This is a genomic window from Streptomyces sp. NPDC058650 (assembly GCF_042717315.1).
Lineage (GTDB): Bacteria > Actinomycetota > Actinomycetes > Streptomycetales > Streptomycetaceae > Streptomyces.
In genome coordinates this window covers 18,513-37,535 of sequence record NZ_JBHXRL010000029.1, presented here as the reverse complement: position 1 = coordinate 37,535, position 19,023 = coordinate 18,513, and the positions used below count along the sequence as shown (strand labels likewise).

Annotated in this window: 18 protein-coding genes and 4 pseudogenes; 13 read left to right on the top strand and 9 right to left on the bottom strand. The window is 68.4% G+C overall.

The genetic code is table 11. From position 1 onward, the window contains the following. Positions 1–2,034 carry a protein kinase gene (locus ACFWWU_RS34360; RefSeq protein WP_384152107.1) on the bottom strand — a complete coding sequence of 678 codons (2,034 nt, stop codon included), beginning with the start codon at positions 2,032–2,034 and terminating at the stop codon, positions 1–3. Between the two features lie 294 nt (positions 2,035–2,328). Further along, positions 2,329–2,857, bottom strand: a pseudogene (locus ACFWWU_RS34355) (transposase family protein). A 190-nt stretch (positions 2,858–3,047) separates the two neighbouring features. Here ACFWWU_RS34355 and ACFWWU_RS34350 point away from each other — a divergent pair. Together ACFWWU_RS34350 and ACFWWU_RS34345 are read left to right on the top strand one after the other, a co-directional pair. Further along, the gene (locus ACFWWU_RS34350) at positions 3,048–3,881 is read left to right on the top strand and encodes a tat (twin-arginine translocation) pathway signal sequence (protein ID WP_384152104.1); all 834 of its coding nucleotides are present in this window, start codon (positions 3,048–3,050) and stop codon (positions 3,879–3,881) included. Positions 3,882–4,360: 479 nt separating this feature from the next. After that, positions 4,361–4,852, top strand: coding sequence for a hypothetical protein (locus ACFWWU_RS34345; RefSeq protein WP_384152101.1), 492 nt, complete (start codon positions 4,361–4,363; stop codon positions 4,850–4,852). Positions 4,853–4,950: 98 nt separating this feature from the next. Here the strand turns inward: ACFWWU_RS34345 and ACFWWU_RS34340 are convergent, their stop codons facing one another. Next, positions 4,951–5,577, bottom strand: coding sequence for a class I SAM-dependent methyltransferase (locus tag ACFWWU_RS34340; protein WP_384152098.1), 627 nt, complete (start codon positions 5,575–5,577; stop codon positions 4,951–4,953). Positions 5,578–5,640: 63 nt separating this feature from the next. On the opposite strand from ACFWWU_RS34340, the gene ACFWWU_RS34335 reads away from it, so the two are divergent. The 3 genes and pseudogenes from ACFWWU_RS34335 to ACFWWU_RS34325 form a co-directional block, all read left to right on the top strand. Continuing rightward, entirely contained in the window at positions 5,641–6,303 is a 663-nt protein-coding gene (locus tag ACFWWU_RS34335) for a TetR/AcrR family transcriptional regulator (RefSeq protein ID WP_384152096.1), read from the top strand. Positions 6,304–6,510: 207 nt separating this feature from the next. Further along, a complete protein-coding gene (locus ACFWWU_RS34330) occupies positions 6,511–6,741 on the top strand; it encodes a hypothetical protein (RefSeq protein WP_384152093.1) in 231 nt (76 codons plus the stop codon). Continuing rightward, positions 6,710–6,994, top strand: a pseudogene (locus ACFWWU_RS34325) (ATP-dependent helicase C-terminal domain-containing protein); the annotation flags it as partial. The gene ACFWWU_RS34330 and the pseudogene ACFWWU_RS34325, both read left to right, overlap by 32 nt. A gap of 32 nt (positions 6,995–7,026) precedes the next feature. Here the strand turns inward: ACFWWU_RS34325 and ACFWWU_RS34320 are convergent. Beyond that, entirely contained in the window at positions 7,027–7,677 is a 651-nt protein-coding gene (locus tag ACFWWU_RS34320) for a hypothetical protein (RefSeq protein WP_384152090.1), read from the bottom strand. Beyond that, entirely contained in the window at positions 7,656–7,964 is a 309-nt protein-coding gene (locus ACFWWU_RS34315; RefSeq protein WP_384152087.1) for a DUF664 domain-containing protein, read from the bottom strand. The genes ACFWWU_RS34320 and ACFWWU_RS34315 overlap by 22 nt, the downstream gene beginning before the upstream one ends. A gap of 157 nt (positions 7,965–8,121) precedes the next feature. Here ACFWWU_RS34315 and ACFWWU_RS34310 point away from each other — a divergent pair, with 157 nt between their 5' ends. The 6 genes from ACFWWU_RS34310 (at position 8,122) to ACFWWU_RS34285 (ending at position 13,080) form a co-directional block, all read left to right on the top strand. After that, positions 8,122–8,991: an IS5 family transposase gene (locus ACFWWU_RS34310; RefSeq protein ID WP_384152084.1), complete on the top strand. Its 870-nt coding sequence runs from the start codon at positions 8,122–8,124 to the stop codon at positions 8,989–8,991. Between the two features lie 28 nt (positions 8,992–9,019). After that, positions 9,020–9,370: a hypothetical protein gene (locus tag ACFWWU_RS34305; protein ID WP_384152081.1), complete on the top strand. Its 351-nt coding sequence runs from the start codon at positions 9,020–9,022 to the stop codon at positions 9,368–9,370. A 677-nt stretch (positions 9,371–10,047) separates the two neighbouring features. Further along, a complete protein-coding gene (locus ACFWWU_RS34300; RefSeq protein ID WP_384152078.1) occupies positions 10,048–10,719 on the top strand; it encodes a hypothetical protein in 672 nt (223 codons plus the stop codon). Between the two features lie 825 nt (positions 10,720–11,544). Next, complete coding sequence (locus ACFWWU_RS34295) at positions 11,545–12,048, top strand: N-acetyltransferase (protein ID WP_384152075.1); 504 nt, start codon at positions 11,545–11,547, stop codon at positions 12,046–12,048. 283 nt (positions 12,049–12,331) lie between these two features. After that, positions 12,332–12,964: a transposase gene (locus ACFWWU_RS34290; protein WP_384152072.1), complete on the top strand. Its 633-nt coding sequence runs from the start codon at positions 12,332–12,334 to the stop codon at positions 12,962–12,964. Further along, entirely contained in the window at positions 12,964–13,080 is a 117-nt protein-coding gene (locus ACFWWU_RS34285; protein ID WP_384152230.1) for a hypothetical protein, read from the top strand. Before ACFWWU_RS34290 ends, ACFWWU_RS34285 begins: the two co-directional genes overlap by 1 nt. Positions 13,081–13,286: 206 nt before the next feature. On the opposite strand, the gene ACFWWU_RS34280 is transcribed toward ACFWWU_RS34285, so the two are convergent. Then, positions 13,287–13,931, bottom strand: a complete 645-nt coding sequence (locus ACFWWU_RS34280) for a MerR family transcriptional regulator (protein WP_384152069.1) — start codon at positions 13,929–13,931, stop codon at positions 13,287–13,289. A gap of 410 nt (positions 13,932–14,341) precedes the next feature. On the opposite strand from ACFWWU_RS34280, the gene ACFWWU_RS34275 reads away from it, so the two are divergent. After that, positions 14,342–15,310: a hypothetical protein gene (locus ACFWWU_RS34275; RefSeq protein ID WP_384152066.1), complete on the top strand. Its 969-nt coding sequence runs from the start codon at positions 14,342–14,344 to the stop codon at positions 15,308–15,310. A 14-nt stretch (positions 15,311–15,324) separates the two neighbouring features. Here the strand turns inward: ACFWWU_RS34275 and ACFWWU_RS34270 are convergent, their stop codons facing one another. The 3 genes and pseudogenes from ACFWWU_RS34270 to ACFWWU_RS34260 all read right to left on the bottom strand — a co-directional run. Then, positions 15,325–16,920 carry a GMC family oxidoreductase N-terminal domain-containing protein gene (locus ACFWWU_RS34270; protein WP_384152064.1) on the bottom strand — a complete coding sequence of 532 codons (1,596 nt, stop codon included), beginning with the start codon at positions 16,918–16,920 and terminating at the stop codon, positions 15,325–15,327. Continuing rightward, positions 16,917–17,216: pseudogene (locus tag ACFWWU_RS34265) on the bottom strand (DUF5987 family protein); the annotation flags it as partial. The pseudogene ACFWWU_RS34265 and the gene ACFWWU_RS34270, both read right to left, overlap by 4 nt. A gap of 372 nt (positions 17,217–17,588) precedes the next feature. Then, positions 17,589–17,846, bottom strand: a pseudogene (locus ACFWWU_RS34260) (DUF5987 family protein); the annotation flags it as partial. A 322-nt stretch (positions 17,847–18,168) separates the two neighbouring features. Here ACFWWU_RS34260 and ACFWWU_RS34255 point away from each other — a divergent pair. Next, the gene (locus ACFWWU_RS34255; protein ID WP_384152061.1) at positions 18,169–18,948 is read left to right on the top strand and encodes a helix-turn-helix transcriptional regulator; all 780 of its coding nucleotides are present in this window, start codon (positions 18,169–18,171) and stop codon (positions 18,946–18,948) included. Positions 18,949–19,023 lie beyond the last annotated feature (75 nt).

The window sequence follows — 19,023 nt, the reverse complement described above, 5'->3', positions numbered from 1 at the left end:
TTAGGTGCCCGGGGTGGTCAGCAGTCCTATCCAGTGCCCGGCTTCGATGTAGGGTGTGGCCGCGCCGCCGATGGGCTCGTACGACAGCTTCCGTTTTCCCTTCTCCTCGCTCTTCCGGAAGGACAACGAGGGGGCGCTCTTGGCGCAGCCCGTCGGCTGCTTGCTGTCGGCGAGCTCCGCGGGCGTGGTGCGGAGCAGGGCCGGCTCCTGGGAGAACGCCTGCGCCTTGTACACGCACCTCTCCCCTATCACGCTGACGGACACGAGACGGATGTCGCGTTTCGTCGCCCCCTGGCCCATCGTGATTTCGAAGCGGTAGGTGCCGTCCTGTCCCCGGCCGCCCCACGAGCCCCGATAGTTCTCCGGCAGCGCGCCCTTGGCGGACGGTGCCTCCACGAACGTGTCAGGTTCGTAGAGGGTGTGCCCGTCGTCGTGGTGGTCGTAGTAGCCCTGGTCGTCCTCCCACTTGTACGTCCCGTTCCATATGGCTACGAACGACCCCGTACCGTCCGGGGCGGAGGAGCCGTAGTCCCCGGTGTTGTCCTCGCAACGATCCGCCTCGGACTTGGGGCTTGCGCTCTTCAACCGACTCGCGCCGAGCCTGATCGCGTCGCTTTTGGTGTCGGTGATGGTGCTGTCCCAGACACACAGCCGGTCCTTGCTCAGCAGGGAGTACTCGGCGGTGCCCGTCGCGTCGATGAGCAGGCGTGCGGTCACCCACTCTATGCGGAGGCCGTCGCTGTCCCTCCGGTCGAGAGCCGCCTCCCAGCTCCCCTGAAACGCTTTCGGAGCACTCAGCGACGGTGATTCCCCCGTCCCGCGCCAGCCGTCCTGCCACGGGCGGAGCGCGAGCAGTCCGCCGATGGCGACGAGCACCACGACGACTGTCACCCCCGCCACGACGACTGGGCGACGCGGCCGGTCGGGGGTGTGCGTCGGACCGTACGAGCCTGCCGTTTCGTCGTATCCCGGCCCCGCCGTGGGCGCGTACGCGAGCGCGTCCGGCGGGGATGCGGGAGGCGCTTGCACCGGCTGAGGTGCGGCGGGCGCTTGCACGGGCCGGGGCGTGGGCGCGGTCCGGGCAGGCACCGGCGGGGTGGGGCCCTGGACCGGCACGAGGGCCGTGTGCGGGCGCAGCGGGTCGAAGTCCAGCAACTGTGCCGCGTGTCGCCCCAGTCGACCGAGCAGCGTGCCTGGCAGCCATTCGTCGGCGCCTACTGTGGCGGTGCGGGCGGCGACCTGCTCCGGCGTGGGGCGTTGTGCCGGGTCCTTCTGCAGGCACTCCCGTACGAGTCCGAGGAGGGCCTCCGGCAGCCCGTCCAGGTCCGGCTCTTCCTCGGCGACCCGGAACAACTGGGCGTGCAGCCCGTTGCCGGTCGCCCCGAAGGGCTGGCGGCCCGTGGCGGCGTAGGCGAGGACCGAACCCAGGCTGAACACATCGGAGGCGGCGGTGACGTGGAGCCCGCGCGCCTGCTCCGGGGACATGAAGCCGGGCGAGCCGATCACCATGCCCGTACGGGTCTGCAGGCTGTCCCCGCTGATGCTGTCCAGCGCCCGGGCGATGCCGAAGTCGATGACCCGGGGCCCGTCCACTGTGACCAGGACATTGGACGGCTTGAGGTCGCGGTGGACGAGGCCCGCCTCGTGGATGGCCTGCAGGGCGAGCGCGAGCCGGTTGGCCAGGACCCGCACCGAGTGCTCGGGCAACGGCCCGTGCTGCTCGGCCACGACGGCGTGCAGATCGGGCCCGGGAATGTACTGCGTCGCGACCCAGGGCGTCTCGGCGTCCGTGTCCGCGTCGAGCACAGCCGCGGTCCAGCCCCCACCGACCTGCTTCGCTGCGGTGACTTCGCGTGCGAACCGCGAGCGGAATTCGGCGTGTTGGGCGAATTCAGTCTGCACGACCTTGACCGCGACAGTGCGCCCGCCTTCGGAGCGGGCGAGGTAGACCCGGCCCATGCCGCCGGCGCCTAAGCGGGCGATGAGGCGGTAGGGGCCTATGTGGGGCGGGTCTTCGGCGGTCAACTGGTCCACGAGGAAGGAGGGTAGCCCAACTGTCCAACCGTGATGGGTCAGACGGTTTCGCTGAGAACAGGTGGTCGTTGGTCCGGGTGCGAAGTCGACTGACGTGCAGTGGGCGCGGACCGCCCCCTGCCCAGCAGGAAATGGCTTGTGCACGGACACCGCCGCCCACAAGCCCAGCCGCATCCTGCTCGTGCGGAGACCCCGCGCCGACCAAAGAGACAGGCCCTACCGTGCACGAGCTCGTAAAGCGTGTTGCAGAAGGTTGTGTCCGGGCAGGTCGGGGCCGGGATCGTGGCCGTCGGTTCATGCGGCCAGGGTGAGGTTGTGCACGTGGGCGACGGCCTGGACTGCGTGGTGGAGGCCGGGGCCGCGCTGTCGGCAGTCGCGGAGGATCTTGTAGTGCTTCATGCGGGCGAAGGCGTGCTCGACGCGGGCCCTGACTTTGCGGTGTTCGGCGTTGTCTTCCTCTTCGCCGGGCAGCAGGGCTCGGCCGGGGGCGTTCGCGGTGCGGGATGACGAGTCCGGTGTTGATGTACGCGCCGTCGGCGAGCACGGTGACGCCCGGCTCGATGGCCAGCAGCGGGCGCAGCCGCTGGATGCCCCGGCACACCGTCGCAGGAGAGCATCCGAACAGCGGCGCGAGTTGCCGCATCGTGAGGTTCGTGCGGTAGTACACGGCCACCAGCAGCACCCGGTCGGCCAATGGCAGACACCACGGCCGACCGTTCCTGCCCCGCTCACGCACGACCTTCAGCAGCCGCTCGAACTGCCGCATCCGCAGACCCGTGAACGTCTCCACCCACAACGACCAAGCCCTCAACGCCCCACGCATACACGGGAAATGCCCGCAACGCAGCCTTCTGCGACACGCTTTAGGCCAGGTGTAGGTAGCCCCACACTCAGGTCGGAGGTTGGCCGCATAGACCAGCCGCCCGTCATCGCGTTGGATTTCGTCACTGGGGCTCCAGCCCCCGGCCTCTATCCGAACGGAAGGCGCCGTCTCCTTCAGCAAGGGGCACCTCATGAACAGCTTCGACTCCCTGCCCCCGCTCACCGGCGCACCGCGACGGCAGATAGGCGTCCTGACCGCGGTGACCATGGCACTCCTGGCCGCCTTCTTCGTCGTGCCCAACTCCCTGGCCCATCAGGGCGTCGACACAGGGAACCTCAGGGCGTCATTCCGTAGCGGCATGGTCGGATACTGGGAGTCTGGCAGCCAGGACTTCCCCCGCCAGTTGGAGGCCACGGTCGCCTTCTGGCTCCGCTTTCACCTTGTCAAGGCCGGTGTGTCGGCCCTACTCCTCGCGGCGACGGTGGCCCTCGGCATCGTTCTGTGGCGGCAGTGGCGCCGGGTGGCTGTCGACCGCCCCAGCCGCGTCCTCCTCGTGCCGCCCGCGCTCCTCGCCACGCTGCTCGGGCCCTTCGCTCTCGTCGCGTTAGTGGCCAACGTCCAAGGCGCGACAGCACCGTTCGCGTCGCTTCTCCCCCTGCTCACCAACGGTGGCGCCGACGGTGAACTCACCACCACCCTCGCCCAGATCCGGCAGCAGCTCGCCGACTACCCCGCCGGCCCGCACGCACCCGCCCTCACCGCCATGGTCAGCGACCTCGCCCTCTATCACGCAGTCCTAGCCGCGATGGCTGCCCTTGTCACCGTCGCCTTGGCCGCCATCGCCGTCGTGCAATGGCGGCAGCACAGGGCCACCTCCGACGCCCGGTCCCGGCGCGCCATGAAACTCGGGATCACGGCGTCGGTCCTCCTGTCGGGGGTTGCCTTCGTCGTCGCATTCGCCAACACCACCACCGCCACACACTCGCCCGAGGCACTCGCCGGGCTCTTCAACGGAGGCTGGTAAGTAGCCCTCAAGACAGTCGCCAACGCGAAGCCAGCTCGCGCCACCACGCGTTTCAACCAGCACCCCGAGCAGGAATTTCCGGGTTTGTGAACTGTACGAACTCCTCGGCAAGCCCGAGTGGCGGTCGCGAGCAGGCTCAGCAGCGGTATCGAGCCGCATCGTGATCCAGTCAGCCGCGAGCTCCAGCTTGACCAAAGCCTTCCGCGCGGCAGGAAGTTGCTGCTGGACCAGCTGCCGAGTCGGTATCCGAGGGCGTGAGGGAGCCGGCAGGGACGCGTACGTGGAAGGCCCGCGGGGCGAGTGCCAGAGGGCCTTTCGGGAGTGCTGTGCGGCGGCTACCCCGGAACGGGTGCCCGCGCAGGAGGCGCCAGCGTGCCGATCGCGGAGCAGGGAAGACCAGGTGCGTCAGTGAGTCCCTGACCGATAGGAAGGTTTTGCGTAACCAGGGCGATGCGGCGGGGATGGGGAACCTGCGCTGGGTGATCGTGATGCAGCCCGTCCTGGAGACTTACGGCCCTGACGGCTTCGGCCTCTGGCCTGTCGCCAAGCTCGAGCCGTTCGGCTTCCTTCCTCTCAGCGGCAGGCTCTCGTCCGCTGAGGTCGGGACGGCGGTGATGCGCATCGCCGGCTGCAATGCCCCCGACCCCGACCCCGACCCCGCCCCCGCCCCCGACCCCGACCCCGACCCCGACCCCGACGGCGACCGCCCGCCACGTCCGGCCGACGCACTTGACTCGTTCCTTTACGGGCTGCTGACCTTCGAGACCCTCTTCGCGGCCGTCGGCCGGCGAGTCACCGACGACTCCACAGGTGTCACTTCCTGCCCGGCTGCTGCGATGGGCTGGATGACCGGTGCGACTGGCACCAGTTCGTCCAAGGCGGCGACCCGCCCGGTGATCGAGCTGCCCGTCACCGAACTCCGCCGCCTGCTCGCCGGTGTCGAGCGTGACCGGTCAGCGCGGGCACGATGAGGTGAGACACGGGCGTGGTCCGCTCTCACGCCAAAGAGCATCATCGCTGGTCAGCAGGCCCCACGAAAGCAAGATCCAATGAGACGGGACAACTGAGCTCATGCAGAGTCAGCGCCGCGGCGCAGCGTGAACCAGAAAGTCGGGACCGGGTTCGTGCCGGGCGTCACGTCGTCCAGCTGCCACCCAGCGAACCTGGCGCTGAGTTCGTCCGCAGTGACGCCGGACCACGAGTCGTTGAACGCCCCGGGCCCGTACCCGAACATCAGCAATCGCGCACCGGGGGCGGCACGCTTGGTGAGGCCGGCTGCGTAGGCGTCGCGGCGGTGCGGTGGAATCCCGCAGTAGCAGCTCAGGTCGAAGAATAGGTCGTACGGACCGGGCACGCCCACCTCGTCGAGACGGGTGGCGTCCCCGCACAGCACCGTGACGTCCGCTCCTGCAGCGTCGGCCTTCTCCCGAGCCTGCCGTACCGCGCGGTCGACCAGGTCTACGGCCGCCACCCGCCAGCCGTGCCGGGCCAGGTACACCGCGTTGGTCCCGGTGCCGCAGCCGAGTTCGAGGACCTGGCCCGGCATCAGCGCACCGGGCCCCTCTATCAGGGCAACCAGCTCGGGCGGCGTGATGCCGCTGTCCCACGGCGGCTTGCCGTCCCGGTAGAAGTCCTCCAACACGCGGCGCACAAAACCCTCTTGCTCGAGCTCCGCAGCCGTCCGAGTCTCACTCATCGCTACCCCTCCAAGAAATTAGAGTTCATCTCTAGTGACTGACTCTAGAGATAGACTCCCGGCATGGATGCGGTCAAGGGATCCGACGGACAGAACGTCAAGCGCCCCGACAAGAGGGCCGAGCGCTCGCGGCGTACCCGCGAGAAGATCGTTGCGGCGGCGCGGGAGCTGTTCGTCGCGCAGGGGTACGGTGCGACAAGCCTTCAGGAGGTTGCGGATCGCGCGGGTGTGGCCGTCCAGACCGTGTACTTCGTGTTCCGAAACAAGCGCGCGCTGTTCAAGGACGTTGTCGACACGTCCATCGCGGGCGACGTCGAACCGGTCGCCACGATGGACCGCGACTGGTTCCGCGCCGCGTGCGCCGAGCCCACCGCGGCCGGGCAACTGCGCGCCCACGTACGGGGTGTACGCGACATCCTCGGCCGGGTCGCCCCGATCATGCCGTTGATCGCGGCTGCGGCGGCCACGGACCCGGAGATCGCCGCGCAGTGGCCCGCCGGCCCCGACCCGCGCTATACCGTCCAGCACGCCGCAGCGAAGGCACTGACCTCCAAGCCCGACGCCCGCCCCGACGTCGATACCGCCCGCGCCGCCGACCTGCTGTACGGGCTGCTCAGTCCGGAGCTATACCTGATCTTCGTCCGCGACCGGGGCTGGTCCCCCGACGCCTGGGAGGAGTGGGCATGTGCGGCCCTGACTACCCACCTCTGCACAGACCACGAGTAGGCCACCGGGCCCTTCGGCGACAGCCGGCAAAGCAGAGTCCGCGACCGGCTACGGCTGCGGAAGCTGACCGGGACGCTCACGCCGCTGCACCGTCGTCATCATCGTCAAGCCCGGCAGCGTCCGGGTCGCGCAGCGGCCGCAAGGCCCCGCCGGCCGGGGCGGAGGCGGTGAAGCTGTAGCGGCCCGGCCCCGGAGTGGGACGACCTGGTGGTGTCGGCGCTGTCCGGCGTCGTCGCCGAGCACGGCGTCGTACCCGTGACGGTGATCTGGAACGAGGACGCCCGCCACACGATGGTCCAGCGCGACAACGGCGTGACGTGGGGCGTCGCCGAGGCGGCCGCCGATGGCGTCGTCATTCGCGACGTGCGTGACTGCATACTGACTGTCCGGCTGGTCCCCATGGCCGGGCTCGCGGGTCCGGGTCGACTACAGCGGTGAGCGGCCCGTACTCGCGGTGAAACTGCAGGAGTTGTTCGGCTGGTCTGCCGCCTTCGCGCTGGCGGACGGGCGGGCACCGCTGACCGTCCACCTGCTCTCCCCGGCTGGGCACCCGGCCGCCGTCACCGGCGACCTCGCGTCGTTCTGGCGCGAGGGCTACCGCGCCGTGCGGGCCGAGCTCCGCGGCCGCTATCCCCGCCACCCGTGGCCGGAGGACCCGGCCGCGGCCGAGCCGACCCGGCGGCTCAACACGCCCAACCGGGGAGCGCCACGGGCAGCCCGGGGTCAGCCGCCACCCGAGCCGGCCGAGGCCGAACCACCGGAGGTCCAGCCGGAGTTGGGCTGCGGCCGATCGCGCGTGCTGCGCTCGGTGCGCAGCTCCACCACGACCCCAGCCGGGCCGAGCAGGGCCTTCAGCGCGTCGGCGAGCCGCTGCGGGTCGCCGCCGAACGGGAGCACGAGCCGCTCCCGGACGCCCCGCAGGACGAGTTCCAGCGCGAGCGTGGAGACGGCCGGCTTGTAGTCCCCCTGGTACGGCTCCACCACCTTGTGCGTCAGCCGCACCTCGCGCAGGGTCTTGACGGGCAGCCAGTCGTCCGGCCCGGCGGCCCGGACCAACCGCAGAGACGCGGGCACCCCGGCCGGCGCGAACTCCACCCGCAGGATGTCCCGGGCCCGGGAAAGGGCCAGCGCCAGCCAGCCGATCAGGTACTCCAGCCCGGCGATCACCCCCACCACCACGAACACGGTCGACGCCCGCGCCCCGGCCAGCGCCATCCAGAAGGCGACGAGCAGGGTCGGCACGCCCAGAGCGAGCGGAGTTAACAGCGCCTGCCCCGCCGAGGTCAGCGCGTTCCACGTCGGCCCGGCCGGGCCGACGCGCAGGACCAGATCCGTCGAGTCGGGGCCTTGTCTCAGCAAGGGATCGGTGGCCATGCCTCCAGCGTAGGTCCGGTCCGCAAGAGCGCCTCGACCATATCCGGCCGATGGGGCACGACTTCTGACGGTCGTAGCCCACAGCCGGCGGGCGCGGCGGGCTCCCAGGGCTCGAACCACGGGTCGGGCCACTGCTCGGCGGCGGCCATCAGCGGGTAGAAGGTGGCGCCGTCCAGGCTCTCGCGGATGATGTCGGCGTGGCCGCCGTGGCGTGCGGTCTCCTCGATCAGGTGCAGCAGCACCCACCGCACCGACCACTCCTCGACGTCGGCGGGGAACCACGGCACACCCCGGGGGGACGGGAACGCCCTGGCCGAGGTCGGCGATGCCGGCGACGGCCTCGTCGGTCTCCCCAGTCGCCAGCTCGTAGTCGGCCAGCAGCCCGGCTAGGCCGTGTGTTGAAAGTGGCCTCCGTGCCTCGTCCCACATCGTGATGATCTAGGTGTGGGGCGAGGGGATCCTTCTGACGAGCAGTGGTCGGCGCTGGAGCCGTTGTTGCCGGTTGTGGTGTTGGGTCGGCCGCCGGTGGGCCGACGGAAGTTGATAGACGGGATCCGCTGGCGGGTGCGGATTGGTGCTCCGTGGCGTGATCTGCCGCGGGAGTACGGGCCGTGGCAGACGGTTTACGGACTCTTCCGCCGCTGGCAGCGTGACGGCACCTGGTCCGTGCTGCTGACCAAGCTGCAGGCCCAGGCGGACACAGCGGGGCTGATCACGTGGGAAGTCAACGTCGACTCCACGATCTGCCGGGCCCATCAGCACGCTGCAAGCGCCCGCCGTGTCGGACCGGGCCAGGAGGAGCCACCGGGCGGTATCCAGGCCGAGCCCGGCGACCACGGACTGGGCCGGTCCCGGGGAGGCTTCACCACCAAGATCCATCTGGCCTGCGAACAAGGCCAGCGGTCGCTGGCCCTGCTGGTCACAGCCGGACAGCGCGGCGACAGCCCCCAGTTCACAGCCGTTCTTGGAGGCATCCGGGTCCCTCGCATCGGGCCGGGCCGTCCCCGTGTCCGTCCACTGCGAGTGCGGGGCGACAAGGCCTACTCATCCCGCGCCAACCGGTCCTACCTGCGCAAGCGGGGGATCCGCTGCACGATCCCCGAGCCGGCCGACCAGGCCAGGAACCGCAAGCGACGCGGGAAGGCCGGCGGGCGGCCTCCCGCCTTCGACCGCGAGGACTACAAGGCCCGGCACGCCGTCGAGTGCGGGAGCAACCGGCTCAAGCGCAACCGGGCGGTAGCCACACGGTTCGACAAACTCGCGGTCCGCTTCGAGGCCACCGGTCTGATCGCCGCGATCGGTGAATGGCTATGACCCGGCAGAGCTGTCGTTGCCGCATGCCATGCTGACCGCGACCAGGTTGAGCGGGACAGGGGAGACATCGCAGATGGGGGCTCGGTACTACGGCGCCGACAGCGAGAACGGCGACCGCATCGACGACACGTCCGAGGATGCGCTGTTCATGATGATCAGTGACCTCAATGCCTCCGACAACACCTTCGTGGTCGTCCAGCCCGACGAGGACGACCCGGTCTGGTTCGCCTCCGTGGCCGTGCTGGACGAAGGCGGCTACGAGGTCGTCCGCTGCGACACCACCCGAAACGAGCACGAGGTCACCACCTCGACCAGCATCAACGACATCGCCCGCGACCTCACCATCTGGACGGCCGCCCGTAGTACCAGTTCTCGCTAGCCCCGATCTCTCCCCGGCGTCGAACCTCTGCAGCCTGCCCCCGCGCCGCTGTTGCCTCCGCTCTGGCACTGACCCGGTCCTCCTCGAAGACCAACACACAGGCCAACGCGTCCAACGCCTCAGCAATCCTCTCCCGCCAGTCAGCGAACTCGACGGAGTCCGCATCGGACGGTTGCTGCGACTTCACAGAGCAGAGATGGCGCAGGGCGCGCTTGAGAACGGGGTCAACCACGATGCTTCTTTCGATCGGTACGCGGTCGACCCCATCGTGCCACTTTCAAAACACGGCCTAGCCGATCATGATCGTTCTCAGCGCCAACGGCTGTACCGATGTTCCGCAAGGCCGCTTTCGATCCCGCCGGACCCGAAGGACGACGGGCCCGATCGCGCGGGTAGGAAGACCCGGGACCCTCACCGTCAAGAGCTACGAGACCAGCAAGGACTACGTCGCCGCCACCGGCGAGGATCCCGCAAGATGCCGCTGCCGACTCGCGCCCAGTCACCTGAGCGTTGTCTCACAGCGATGTCGGCCCGCTTCTCGTCCGCTTCCACTCTTGAGAACGACCAGGCCACCGAAAAGAGAGTCAGCATCTCCCGCCTACCAGCCCCGAATGGCGAAATGACATCATGACGGCCGGAAAACATCGCCATACAGCGACACGGGAGAAGGAACGAGCGTGACCCAGGGGCGGATGACGTACAACGTGCGATACGGGACGTCCTGGCCGGTCGTCGTCCGCCACGGCGACAGCGTGGGACGCGACAGGGACACTGCCATCGCGCTGCTCTGCCGCGTGCCCGACGGCCACGGAGGCGCCGTGCACCCCTCCGCCCGTACCTTCGACCTCGTCGGTGAGGGGCAGACCGCGATCGCCCGCCTGTCGACCGAACAGACCAGCTCTCGCATGAGCGGGTGCCCCGCCGTCTACCGCGTCGACGACCCGTACGGCGCCCCGCTGGGCCGGATCACGTACCGGCCCGGACGGGCCCTGCGCGGCATCCGGGCGTGCTGGACCGTCGAGTCGGTGACCGGACACTCCGTGCGCGGCTTCCGCGGGCGCCTGTTCTGGTGGGCAGTGTGGTGGCCCGTCGGTCTGCCCGTGAGCCTGCTGTGGCTGATCCTGTCCCTTCTGGGCGAGGGCGACGACGCCTTCGGCAAGCCCCGCAGGGTCATCTGGCGCGACTCCTCACGCAGGGCGCATCTCGTCTTCCGGGGAGTCGCGGACGAATACCGGGTCCTCGACGGGAGCTGGGACCCACGGTTGGTCGCCGCGCTGCTCGGGCTTCACCAGTCGTACGACCCGTCGGAAGGTGGCGGCGCGAACAGTTGGTACAACGCCCCGTCCTGAGCCGCGCACGAACCCAGGGCGCCCCCGGCTATATGGTGCTCCGGTTGCCCCCGAGCCTCCTCGGGGCTGGCTCCACGACCCGACAGGACCTCAACACCGACGCTGCGCTCGGCGACTCCACGTGGGGCGGTACGGGACGCAGACGCCGAGGCCGCGTTCGACCGTGTCGCCGACCGGCTCGCCGCCACCGGTCCGGCCCAGCCCGTGGCCGGTGTTCCACCCCGGGCGCGCGTGTCCGGACGGATGCCGCAGGCCGGCGGCCAACGGGTCGTCGTGAAGGCCATCCCGGTCCCGGCAGACGACCCGTTGGCCGCCATGTACCGCACCGAGGTGGCGATCACAGCGCCCTGCCCCAGGGCCAGTCCTGCGGCTGCTCGACGAACTCGACGAACTCGACGAACCCGACGAGCACGGCTGGGTCGTCTGGCAATCGAGCACGTCGACGGACAACACCCCGACCTCTCGCCGGGTTCGCCGGACCTGCCGCTCGTCCTGGACGCCGTCGCCGCGTTTCACGCCCCGATCACCCCGTGCCCTACCCGAACGCGCCGGCTTTCACCGACCACCCGGTCGTCGAGCGGGCAGTCGCTGTGTGGGGTGTTGTGTCTGTCGGGGTGTGCGTGGGGGCATGGTTTTGTGTGTTCCCTCTGTGTCGCTGATCGTGTGGTGTCAGAAGCCGTTGCCATACCGATCATGGAGTCTGTCGATCGAACGGGAGACTCGATCGGGTGATCGCGGGCACTGCCCGGCATGAGAGCCGGTCCTGGCGGTATGCGGGCAAAATCCAAAGGAACGGAGGGCCGCGCGCCGCTACGGTCGGGCGCTATGAGCTGGCTCCCCGATAACTTCGTCCATCCCGTCCTGGTACCGCTGCCGGGCAGTGGTCATCACCTGCGGCCGATCCGGGAGGCGGACACCCCGCTCGACTATCCGGCTGTGATGGGTTCGCGCGAGCGGCTGTGGACCATCTTCGGCCCAGCCTGGGGCTGGCCTGCGGCCACCATGACCTACGAGGCCGACCAGGCCGACCTGTTGCGGCACGAGAAGGAGATCGCCGCACACCAGTCTTTCAACTACGCGCTGCTCGACGCGGCGGAGACAGCTCTGCTCGGCTGCGTCTACATCGACCCACCGGAGAGGGCCGGCGCGGACGGCGAGATCTCCTGGTGGGTGGTGGACGAGCTGGTGGACAGCAAGGTCGAGCAGGCCCTCGATGAGCTGGTGCCGCAGTGGATCGCCGCCGACTGGCCGTTCGAGCAGCCGCGCTTCCTCGGCCGAGAGATCTCCTGGTCGGACTGGCTCGCCCTGCCGGAGCACTCCGACGCGTAAGTAGCATTTGTCGTACCGAGAGGTTCGGTTGCGGGTCGAACTTGGGTGCTCGGTTGGTGATCGGCTCGTGGCCGGTGAATGAAAGCAGGGCCTCCCGCACAGCTCATGGGTGTTGAAGTCCATTCGAGCGTCAGGAGGCTCTGTGCCTTAGTCTTCCGTGCCGGTGTCCGTGGAGTCCAACCCTGATATCCCGTCGTGTGTCTGTCTCGCCCATGTGTACGGGAACGCGGTCGACCATGGTGAGCGGGTACGTCACCAGGAATGGGTCCAGGTCCGTGCTGCGATGCCGGTGCCCGGCTGGCTGGAGGGCCGTGGCGGGCAGCCGGAAAGCTATTGCCACCGGCAGATGATCGACGCGATCCGCTTCCTCGTGGACAACGGAATCAAGTGGCGGGCGATGCCCGCGGACTTCCCCGCCCGGCACCGGGTCTACGTGTTCTTCCGCCGCTGGCGGGACAAGGGCCTGGTCAAAGAGTTCCATGACCGGCTGCGGGGGAAGACCCGTACTGCGGCCGGCCGGGGCCCGGAGCCGACCGCAGGCATCATCGACTCCCAGTCGGTCAAGGCCGCCGCGTCCGTGCCCGCCTCCTCCCGCGGCTTCGACGGCGGGAAGAAGATCAACGGCCGCAAGCGGCACATCGTGGTCGACACGACAGGGCTGCTGTTGACGGTCATGGTCACCGTGGTGAACGTGACCGACCGGGAGGCGGCCCAGGTTCTACTCACCCGGCTGACCAGGAGGTTCTTCCTGCTCAGGCTGGTCTGGGCCGACGGCGGCTGCACCGGTCCTCTGGTCGACTTCGCCGCGAAGGCACTGCGTCTCGCACTCACGGGGTCGTCAAACGCGATGCGGACCTGTCGGGTTTCGTGGTGCTGCCCCGCAGGCGGGTGGTGGAGCGGACGTTCGGGTGGCTGATGCGCTCGCGCCGGCTGGCACGCGACTACGAGAGGCGGACCGAAACGGCCGAGGCGATGGTGCTGTGGTCAATGACCATGGTCATGAGCCACCGCCTCGCGAAACAGCGACGCTGAAGGAGCCCGGGGTGTCCTCGGCAAGCCAGCCCCGCGCGGCCAGACGCTTCGCCTTGGACCGCACCCGTTCGATCTTCGCCGGAACCGACGGCATCTGGCACCTCCACTAAAGAGAGAACACGACGTGTCATCTCTATTGCAGCGGAGGCAACTTCACGTTTGACCAGCGGAAACCCGGCCATCACACCCGGAAAGACAACAGATTCTCAGCGGTTTCCTTGCGGGTGTTCGTTGTGGGTTCGGGGCTGGCGCGTGTGGTGGTGTTGGTGCGCCATTCTGCGTAGGGCTATGAGGGCTGGTTCGAGGAGGATGGTGAGGAGTAGGACGTGTTCTGCGTGTTCCTGGGGGTTGAGGTCTCCCAATTGTTCGAGGTCTGTGGCTGTGGTTTGTTCGGCGAGTTTGGCGTACGTCAGGAGCGTTTGATGGTTCAGGGGTATGCCGAGTCTGTGTAGTGCTGTAAGGGTTTCGGCGAGTGTGGTGCGTGTGGGGGCTGTGCTGTGGATGTCCCAGCCCAGGTCTTGGACGAGTGCGTCGACTTGGGCGAGTTGTGTGGTGTCGGGGGCGGGTTGGCCGGGGTGGCGGATCGCGTTGAGGGCGATGGTCATGGTGTGGCCGGTTTGGGTGTTCTGGTTGTCGGCCAGTGCGTGGAGCACTTCTTTGGTGGTGTTTACCGAAAGCCCACGTGTGGTGATCAGGGCGCGTATGAGGTGCAGCCGCCGGAGATGTCGGTTGTCGTATGCGGCCTGTGTGGTCGCGGTCGGTGTGCCTGGGGGCAGTAGTCCTTCTCGTATGTAGTACTTGATGGTGGCGACGGTGACTCCGCTGTGCCGGCTGAGTTCGGAGATGCGCATCTGGCCGCGGTTCAGGCGTTGGTGGCGTGGTTGTGTGGTGAGTCTTCCGCGTGTCTTTCGCGGCTCGGTACCGGTGTCACGGCGGGGGGCGCGGTCGGGGGTGTGTCGGTCGTGCTTTGGGGTGCTGCCTGCCTGTGCGCCGGTGTCAGACCGCTGAGAGCGGGGGAGGGGTTCCCTTTCGGCATGAACGTGCCTTTCTTCGGCGGCGGTCTCGGCTCCTGTGGCGGCTGAGGGGCCGTTATGTTCGCACCCCTGTTGGTGGGTTGGCATCTTCCAGTGTGCGGAGTGTGACGGGCGGGGGCTTGCTGGTTGTTTGGAGGAGGGCAAGGGGGAAGTGGTTTTTGCTGTGGCGGTCGTTCACACTCGGCTGGCGTGATGTTCGATGCGCCGAGCTTGAGGAGGGTATTCGCGTGGGCGAGAAGGTCGCGGAGTCGGTTTCTGTTGGGTTACGTCCTACGTCGTTGTTCGTTTCGGGAAGTTTTCCGCGGAGGCGGGGGCTGATCGTGCTCCTCAGCCTGATCGGGGGCGTATTTATCGCCTATGCGTGGTCTGCCAAGTTCGTTGATCACGAAATAGGGTTCAGGACCGCTGACACGCTGTTGGGGCACAACCCCGAGACGACGCCGATCGCTGGTGTGGCGGCGGGGGTGGTGTTCGCGTTCGTTACTGGCTTGGCCGGTACGTTCACGGCCTGCAATATCGCGGTCTTCGGGGCTGTGGGGCCCTTGGTCGGGCGGAGCGAGTCGCGACGGAGCCGGTTTCTTCAAACGGTCAAGCCGTTGGGGTGGATGGCTGTCGGGATGATTCCGGTCTCGGCGGTGTACGGGGTGATCGTGGGGTTGGCCGGGACAGGTATGCCGCAGTTTTCGGCATCCGGGGGCGTCGCCGGCGGGATTTCCCCTCGGATCGTCCAGGCAATGATCACTTTCGGTTTGATCGGAGTGATCATGACTGTTCTGGGCCTTGCTGCTTTGGGCGTGGTCGGCGATCCGCTGGCTTCTGTGTCCCGGCGGTTTCGGAACGCTCCGCTGGTGTTGACCGGCGCACTGGCCGGCGCGTTCCTGATAGGGCGGCCGTATCCGTTGTTCCGTAGTCTGTTCCGGCACGCCGCCGTCACTCATGACCCGCTGTACGGGGCGGTAGCGTTCTGTCTGCAGTCCATTGGCAACGTGCTGGTCATGGCGGTGTTATTCCTTGCCCTGTCCTACGGTGTGGGCGGGCGCCTTCAGCGCTGGCTTGCGGCGAAGCCAGGCAGGGCTGCGACGTTGACCGGTTCGGCGTTCCTGGTCGCGGGTATCTTCACTTTCGTCTATTGGACCCTGCGTATTCTCGGCAGGTTCGATTACATCTGGTTCCCGACCGCGCCGTGGAACGGATGACGGTGTGTGTGGTGTTAGGGGGTGGGTGCGCCGTAGGTGATGTTGATGCCTTGTGTTTGGGCGGTTTGGATGATGTGGGGGATGGCGCGTTCGGCGAGGGCGGAGATGGTGAGGGCGGGGTTGACGGTGAGGGCGGCGGGGACGGCGGAGCCGTCGGTGACGTAGATGCCGGGGTGGCCGCGGAGTTCGTGGTGGTCGTTGAGGGCGCTGGTGTGGGGGTCGTCGCCGATGCGGCAGGAGGCGAGGGGGTGGACGGTGTAGGCGCCGACGACGTCGTTGGTCCAGGGCATGACTTGGGCGAGGTTGTCGCGTTCGAGGATGTTTTTGACGACGGCGTCGGATTCGGTCCAGGCGCGTTGGGTGTTGGCGGTGGGTCGGTAGTGGATGGGGCCGCGGCCGAGCATTTGTTGGGAGATGCGTTGGGCGTTGCCGGTGGGGGGTGGGGGGCCGAAGGTGCCTTCGTTGTCGTCTTCGACCATGGTGAAGATGGTGAGCCAGGAGCGCCATTGGCGGATGAGTTCGGTTTTTTGTGCGCCGAACCAGGTGGGGCCGTGGGTGTTGGGGACTTGGGCGAGGATGGTGCCGAAGCCGGGGGGGAAGTAGAGCTGTTCGAGGGAGAAGCGGGAGTGTTCGGGTAGGCGGGGGTCGAGGTTGTCCCAGCTGGCGACGACGGGGCCTTTGCCGATTTGGTTGGCGAGGTAGGCGGTGTTGTCGCCGCGGTCGAGGCCGAGGAGGTCGCGGGCGCGTTCTTCGTTGATGATGGCGGTGTTGAGGCGTTCGCCGTTGCCGGAGAAGTAGCGGCCGACGGCGTGGGGCATGGGGCCGAGGTCGGGGGCGGAGCGTTGGAGGATGACGGGGGTGGCGCCGGCGCCTGCGGCGAGGATGACGATTTTGGCGTCGATGGTGCCGCCGGTGGTGTGTTTGCGGTAGTCGGTGTCGTCGATGATGTTGTAGTGGACGCGGTAGCGGCCGTTGTCGGTGCGGGTGAGTTTTTGTACTTCGTGCAGGGGGCGTATCTCTGCGCCGTGGGCGGTGGCGGCGGGGAGGTAGTTGAGCAGGAGTGAGCGTTTGGCGTCGAAGCGGCAGCCGGCCATCATCCAGTTGCAGTTGGTGCATTTGGAGGTGTCGACGGCGGTGGGGACGGGGTTGGCGGTGCGTCCTGCGTGGTGGCAGGCGGCGGCGAAGAGGCCTCCGGCGTAGGTGACGTCGTCCCAGCTTTGGGTGGTGACGGGGAGGGCTTCGCTGACTTTGTCGTACCAGGGGTCGAGGGTGTCGCGGGTGATGGAGGCGGGCCACATGCGCCGGCCGATGCTGCCGGTGCGTTCGAAGACGAAGCGTGGTGCGCGGGGCATGGCGGCGAAGTAGACGACGCTGCCGCCGCCGACGCAGTTTCCGCCGAGCAGGCTCATGCCGTCGCCGACGACGAAGTCGAAGATGCGGGTGTAGGAGGAGCCGAGGAGGAAGTCGTGTTCGAAGTCGTCGGATTCCAGCCAGGGGCCTCGTTCGAGGACGGTGACTTTCGCGCCGCCGGCGGCGAGGTGGTAGGCGGGGATGGCTCCGCCGAAGCCGCTTCCGACGATGAGGATGTCGGTGCGTTCGGTGGCGGTCATTTCAGGCTCCCGGAAGGCGTGGTGTCGGGATGGAGTCGGGCGAGGGGGCGGCCGTAGGAGTAGGCGGGGAAGCGCCACAGTCCGTCGGCGTCCGGTGGGGCGAAGCCGATGGCGGTGAGCCCGGGGTGTCCGGCGGCTATCGCCTCGGCGGTGTGCAGGTGGGCGCCGGTGTCGAAGGCCATGTTGCTGAACAGGGCGAGGCTGACCCAGATGTCACGCTCGGGGTGGCCCGGCGCGGTCAGCACCGTCACCAGGCGGGTCCGCTCCGCGTAGGACAGGGCCACGAACGGCGGCACCCCGGAGCCAGGACCAGGACCCGCACCGGAACCAGGATCATTGTCGGGACCGGGGTCCGAGTCGGGGCCGGAACCGGAGCCCGGGGCGGGGCTGGGGCCGGTACCGGAGCCGGAGTCGGTGGCGGGGCTGGGGCCGGTGCCGGTGGCGGGGCTGGGGTCGGAGCCGGGGCCGGGGTCGGGGTCGGGGTCGGGGCCGGGGCCCGGACGGGGACCGGAGTCGGCGGCGGGGCTGGGGGCGGGACGACCGGAGCCGGGGTCAGGGCTGGGGGCGGGACCGCCGGAGCCCGGGGCGGGGCCGGGGCCGGTGCCGGGGCTGGGGCTCGGACGGGGACCGGGTCCGGCGGCGGGGCTGGGGCCGGGGTGGGGGTCGGGGGTGAGTGTGTTTTGGGCGGTGTGGGCCTGGGCGTGGGCGTTGAGGGCCCGGGCGAACTCGTCCAGGGATTCGGACAGACCGGTGGCCGGGTTCTGCAGGAGCTCAAGAGCGCCGGCGGCCACGGCGCCGGGGCCGGTCACGGCGCCCGCGACCGCGTAATCGTCCTGATTTCGCTTCTCGCCGGGGACTATCGTGTCGGCGAACGCCTCCAGTGTGCTAATTGTGTCCTGTTTCGGGCCTGGTTGGTCCTGTCGCATCGCTGCTCCTTTTCGGCCTGCGGGACGCAAAAGCGTCCATGGGCTGGTCGGAGGGGGATTCCATTGGGCGCTGCTGGTGTCGATTATCGACCGCCCGGGCGGCCCGCGGCATCTTTGTCATTGCGGTCGCCAGGCCCCGGCGGAATCCTGATGTATTCCCGTCGTGTGTATGCGGCAAACCTGACGGGTACGCTTGATCGGAGCGTAGAGTGCCGTTAATAATACATTCGGCGAAGCTACTTCCGCTTGAGTGAGATGGTCGCTGCATGCGCCACGGCCCACGTTCTGGTAATCGGATTCTGGTCTCGGCTACGGAGGAAGAATGGGTAGTGAAGGGTGTGCGGTCGCCGGCATCGAGAAGGCGGTGGAGCGGTCGATCGAGGAGATGAAAAGAAGGCTCTCCGAGTCCCTGAGCATCGATGACATGGCACGTGTTGCCATGTACAGCAAGTTTCACTTCTCTCGGGAGTTCCACCGGATCACGGGGATCTCGCCCAGGCGTTTTCTCTCCGCTCTGCGGATCCAGGAAGCGAAGCGGCTCCTTCTGACGACCAGCCTGACCGTCACCGAAATCAGTTGCACCGTCGGCTACAGCAGCGTCGGGACATTCAGCTCGCGCTTTGCGAGCAGTGTCGGTCTGCCGCCTTCGGTGTACCGCAGGCTGGGCGGATTCGTACGCAGGGTGGATTCCGCGAAAAAAGGTGAGGCCGGCGGAGCGGTATGCGGCTCGGTGGGTGCCCCGGTCGCCTCCTACCCGGGTCTCATATTCCTCGGCTTGTTTCCTACTCGAATTCCTGAGGGGAAACCTGTCAGCTGTGCGGTCTTAACCTGTCCCGGTCCTTTTGAATTACGGGACGTGCCGGCGGGGACGTGGTATCTCCTGGGGCACTCGGTGCCGGCCGCGGCTCAGGAGGCACTCACCGACAGTCAGGCCGTCCACGTCGGTTCCGTCGGCCCCCTGGAGATCGCTCCCCGGGCGGCCCGCGTCCCTGTCGACTTCCGGCTGCGGGGGGCGAGCCCCCTGGACCCGCCGGTACTGCTGGCACTGCAGCGGGTACGCTCGGCCGCCTTCGAGGAAGGCCTCGTGCCGGCCGCCGGCTGACCGGCCGGGTGTGACGGGGCACCCGCCCCGCCACACCCGCCCCACCACACCCGGCACCTCGCGACACCGCGCTTC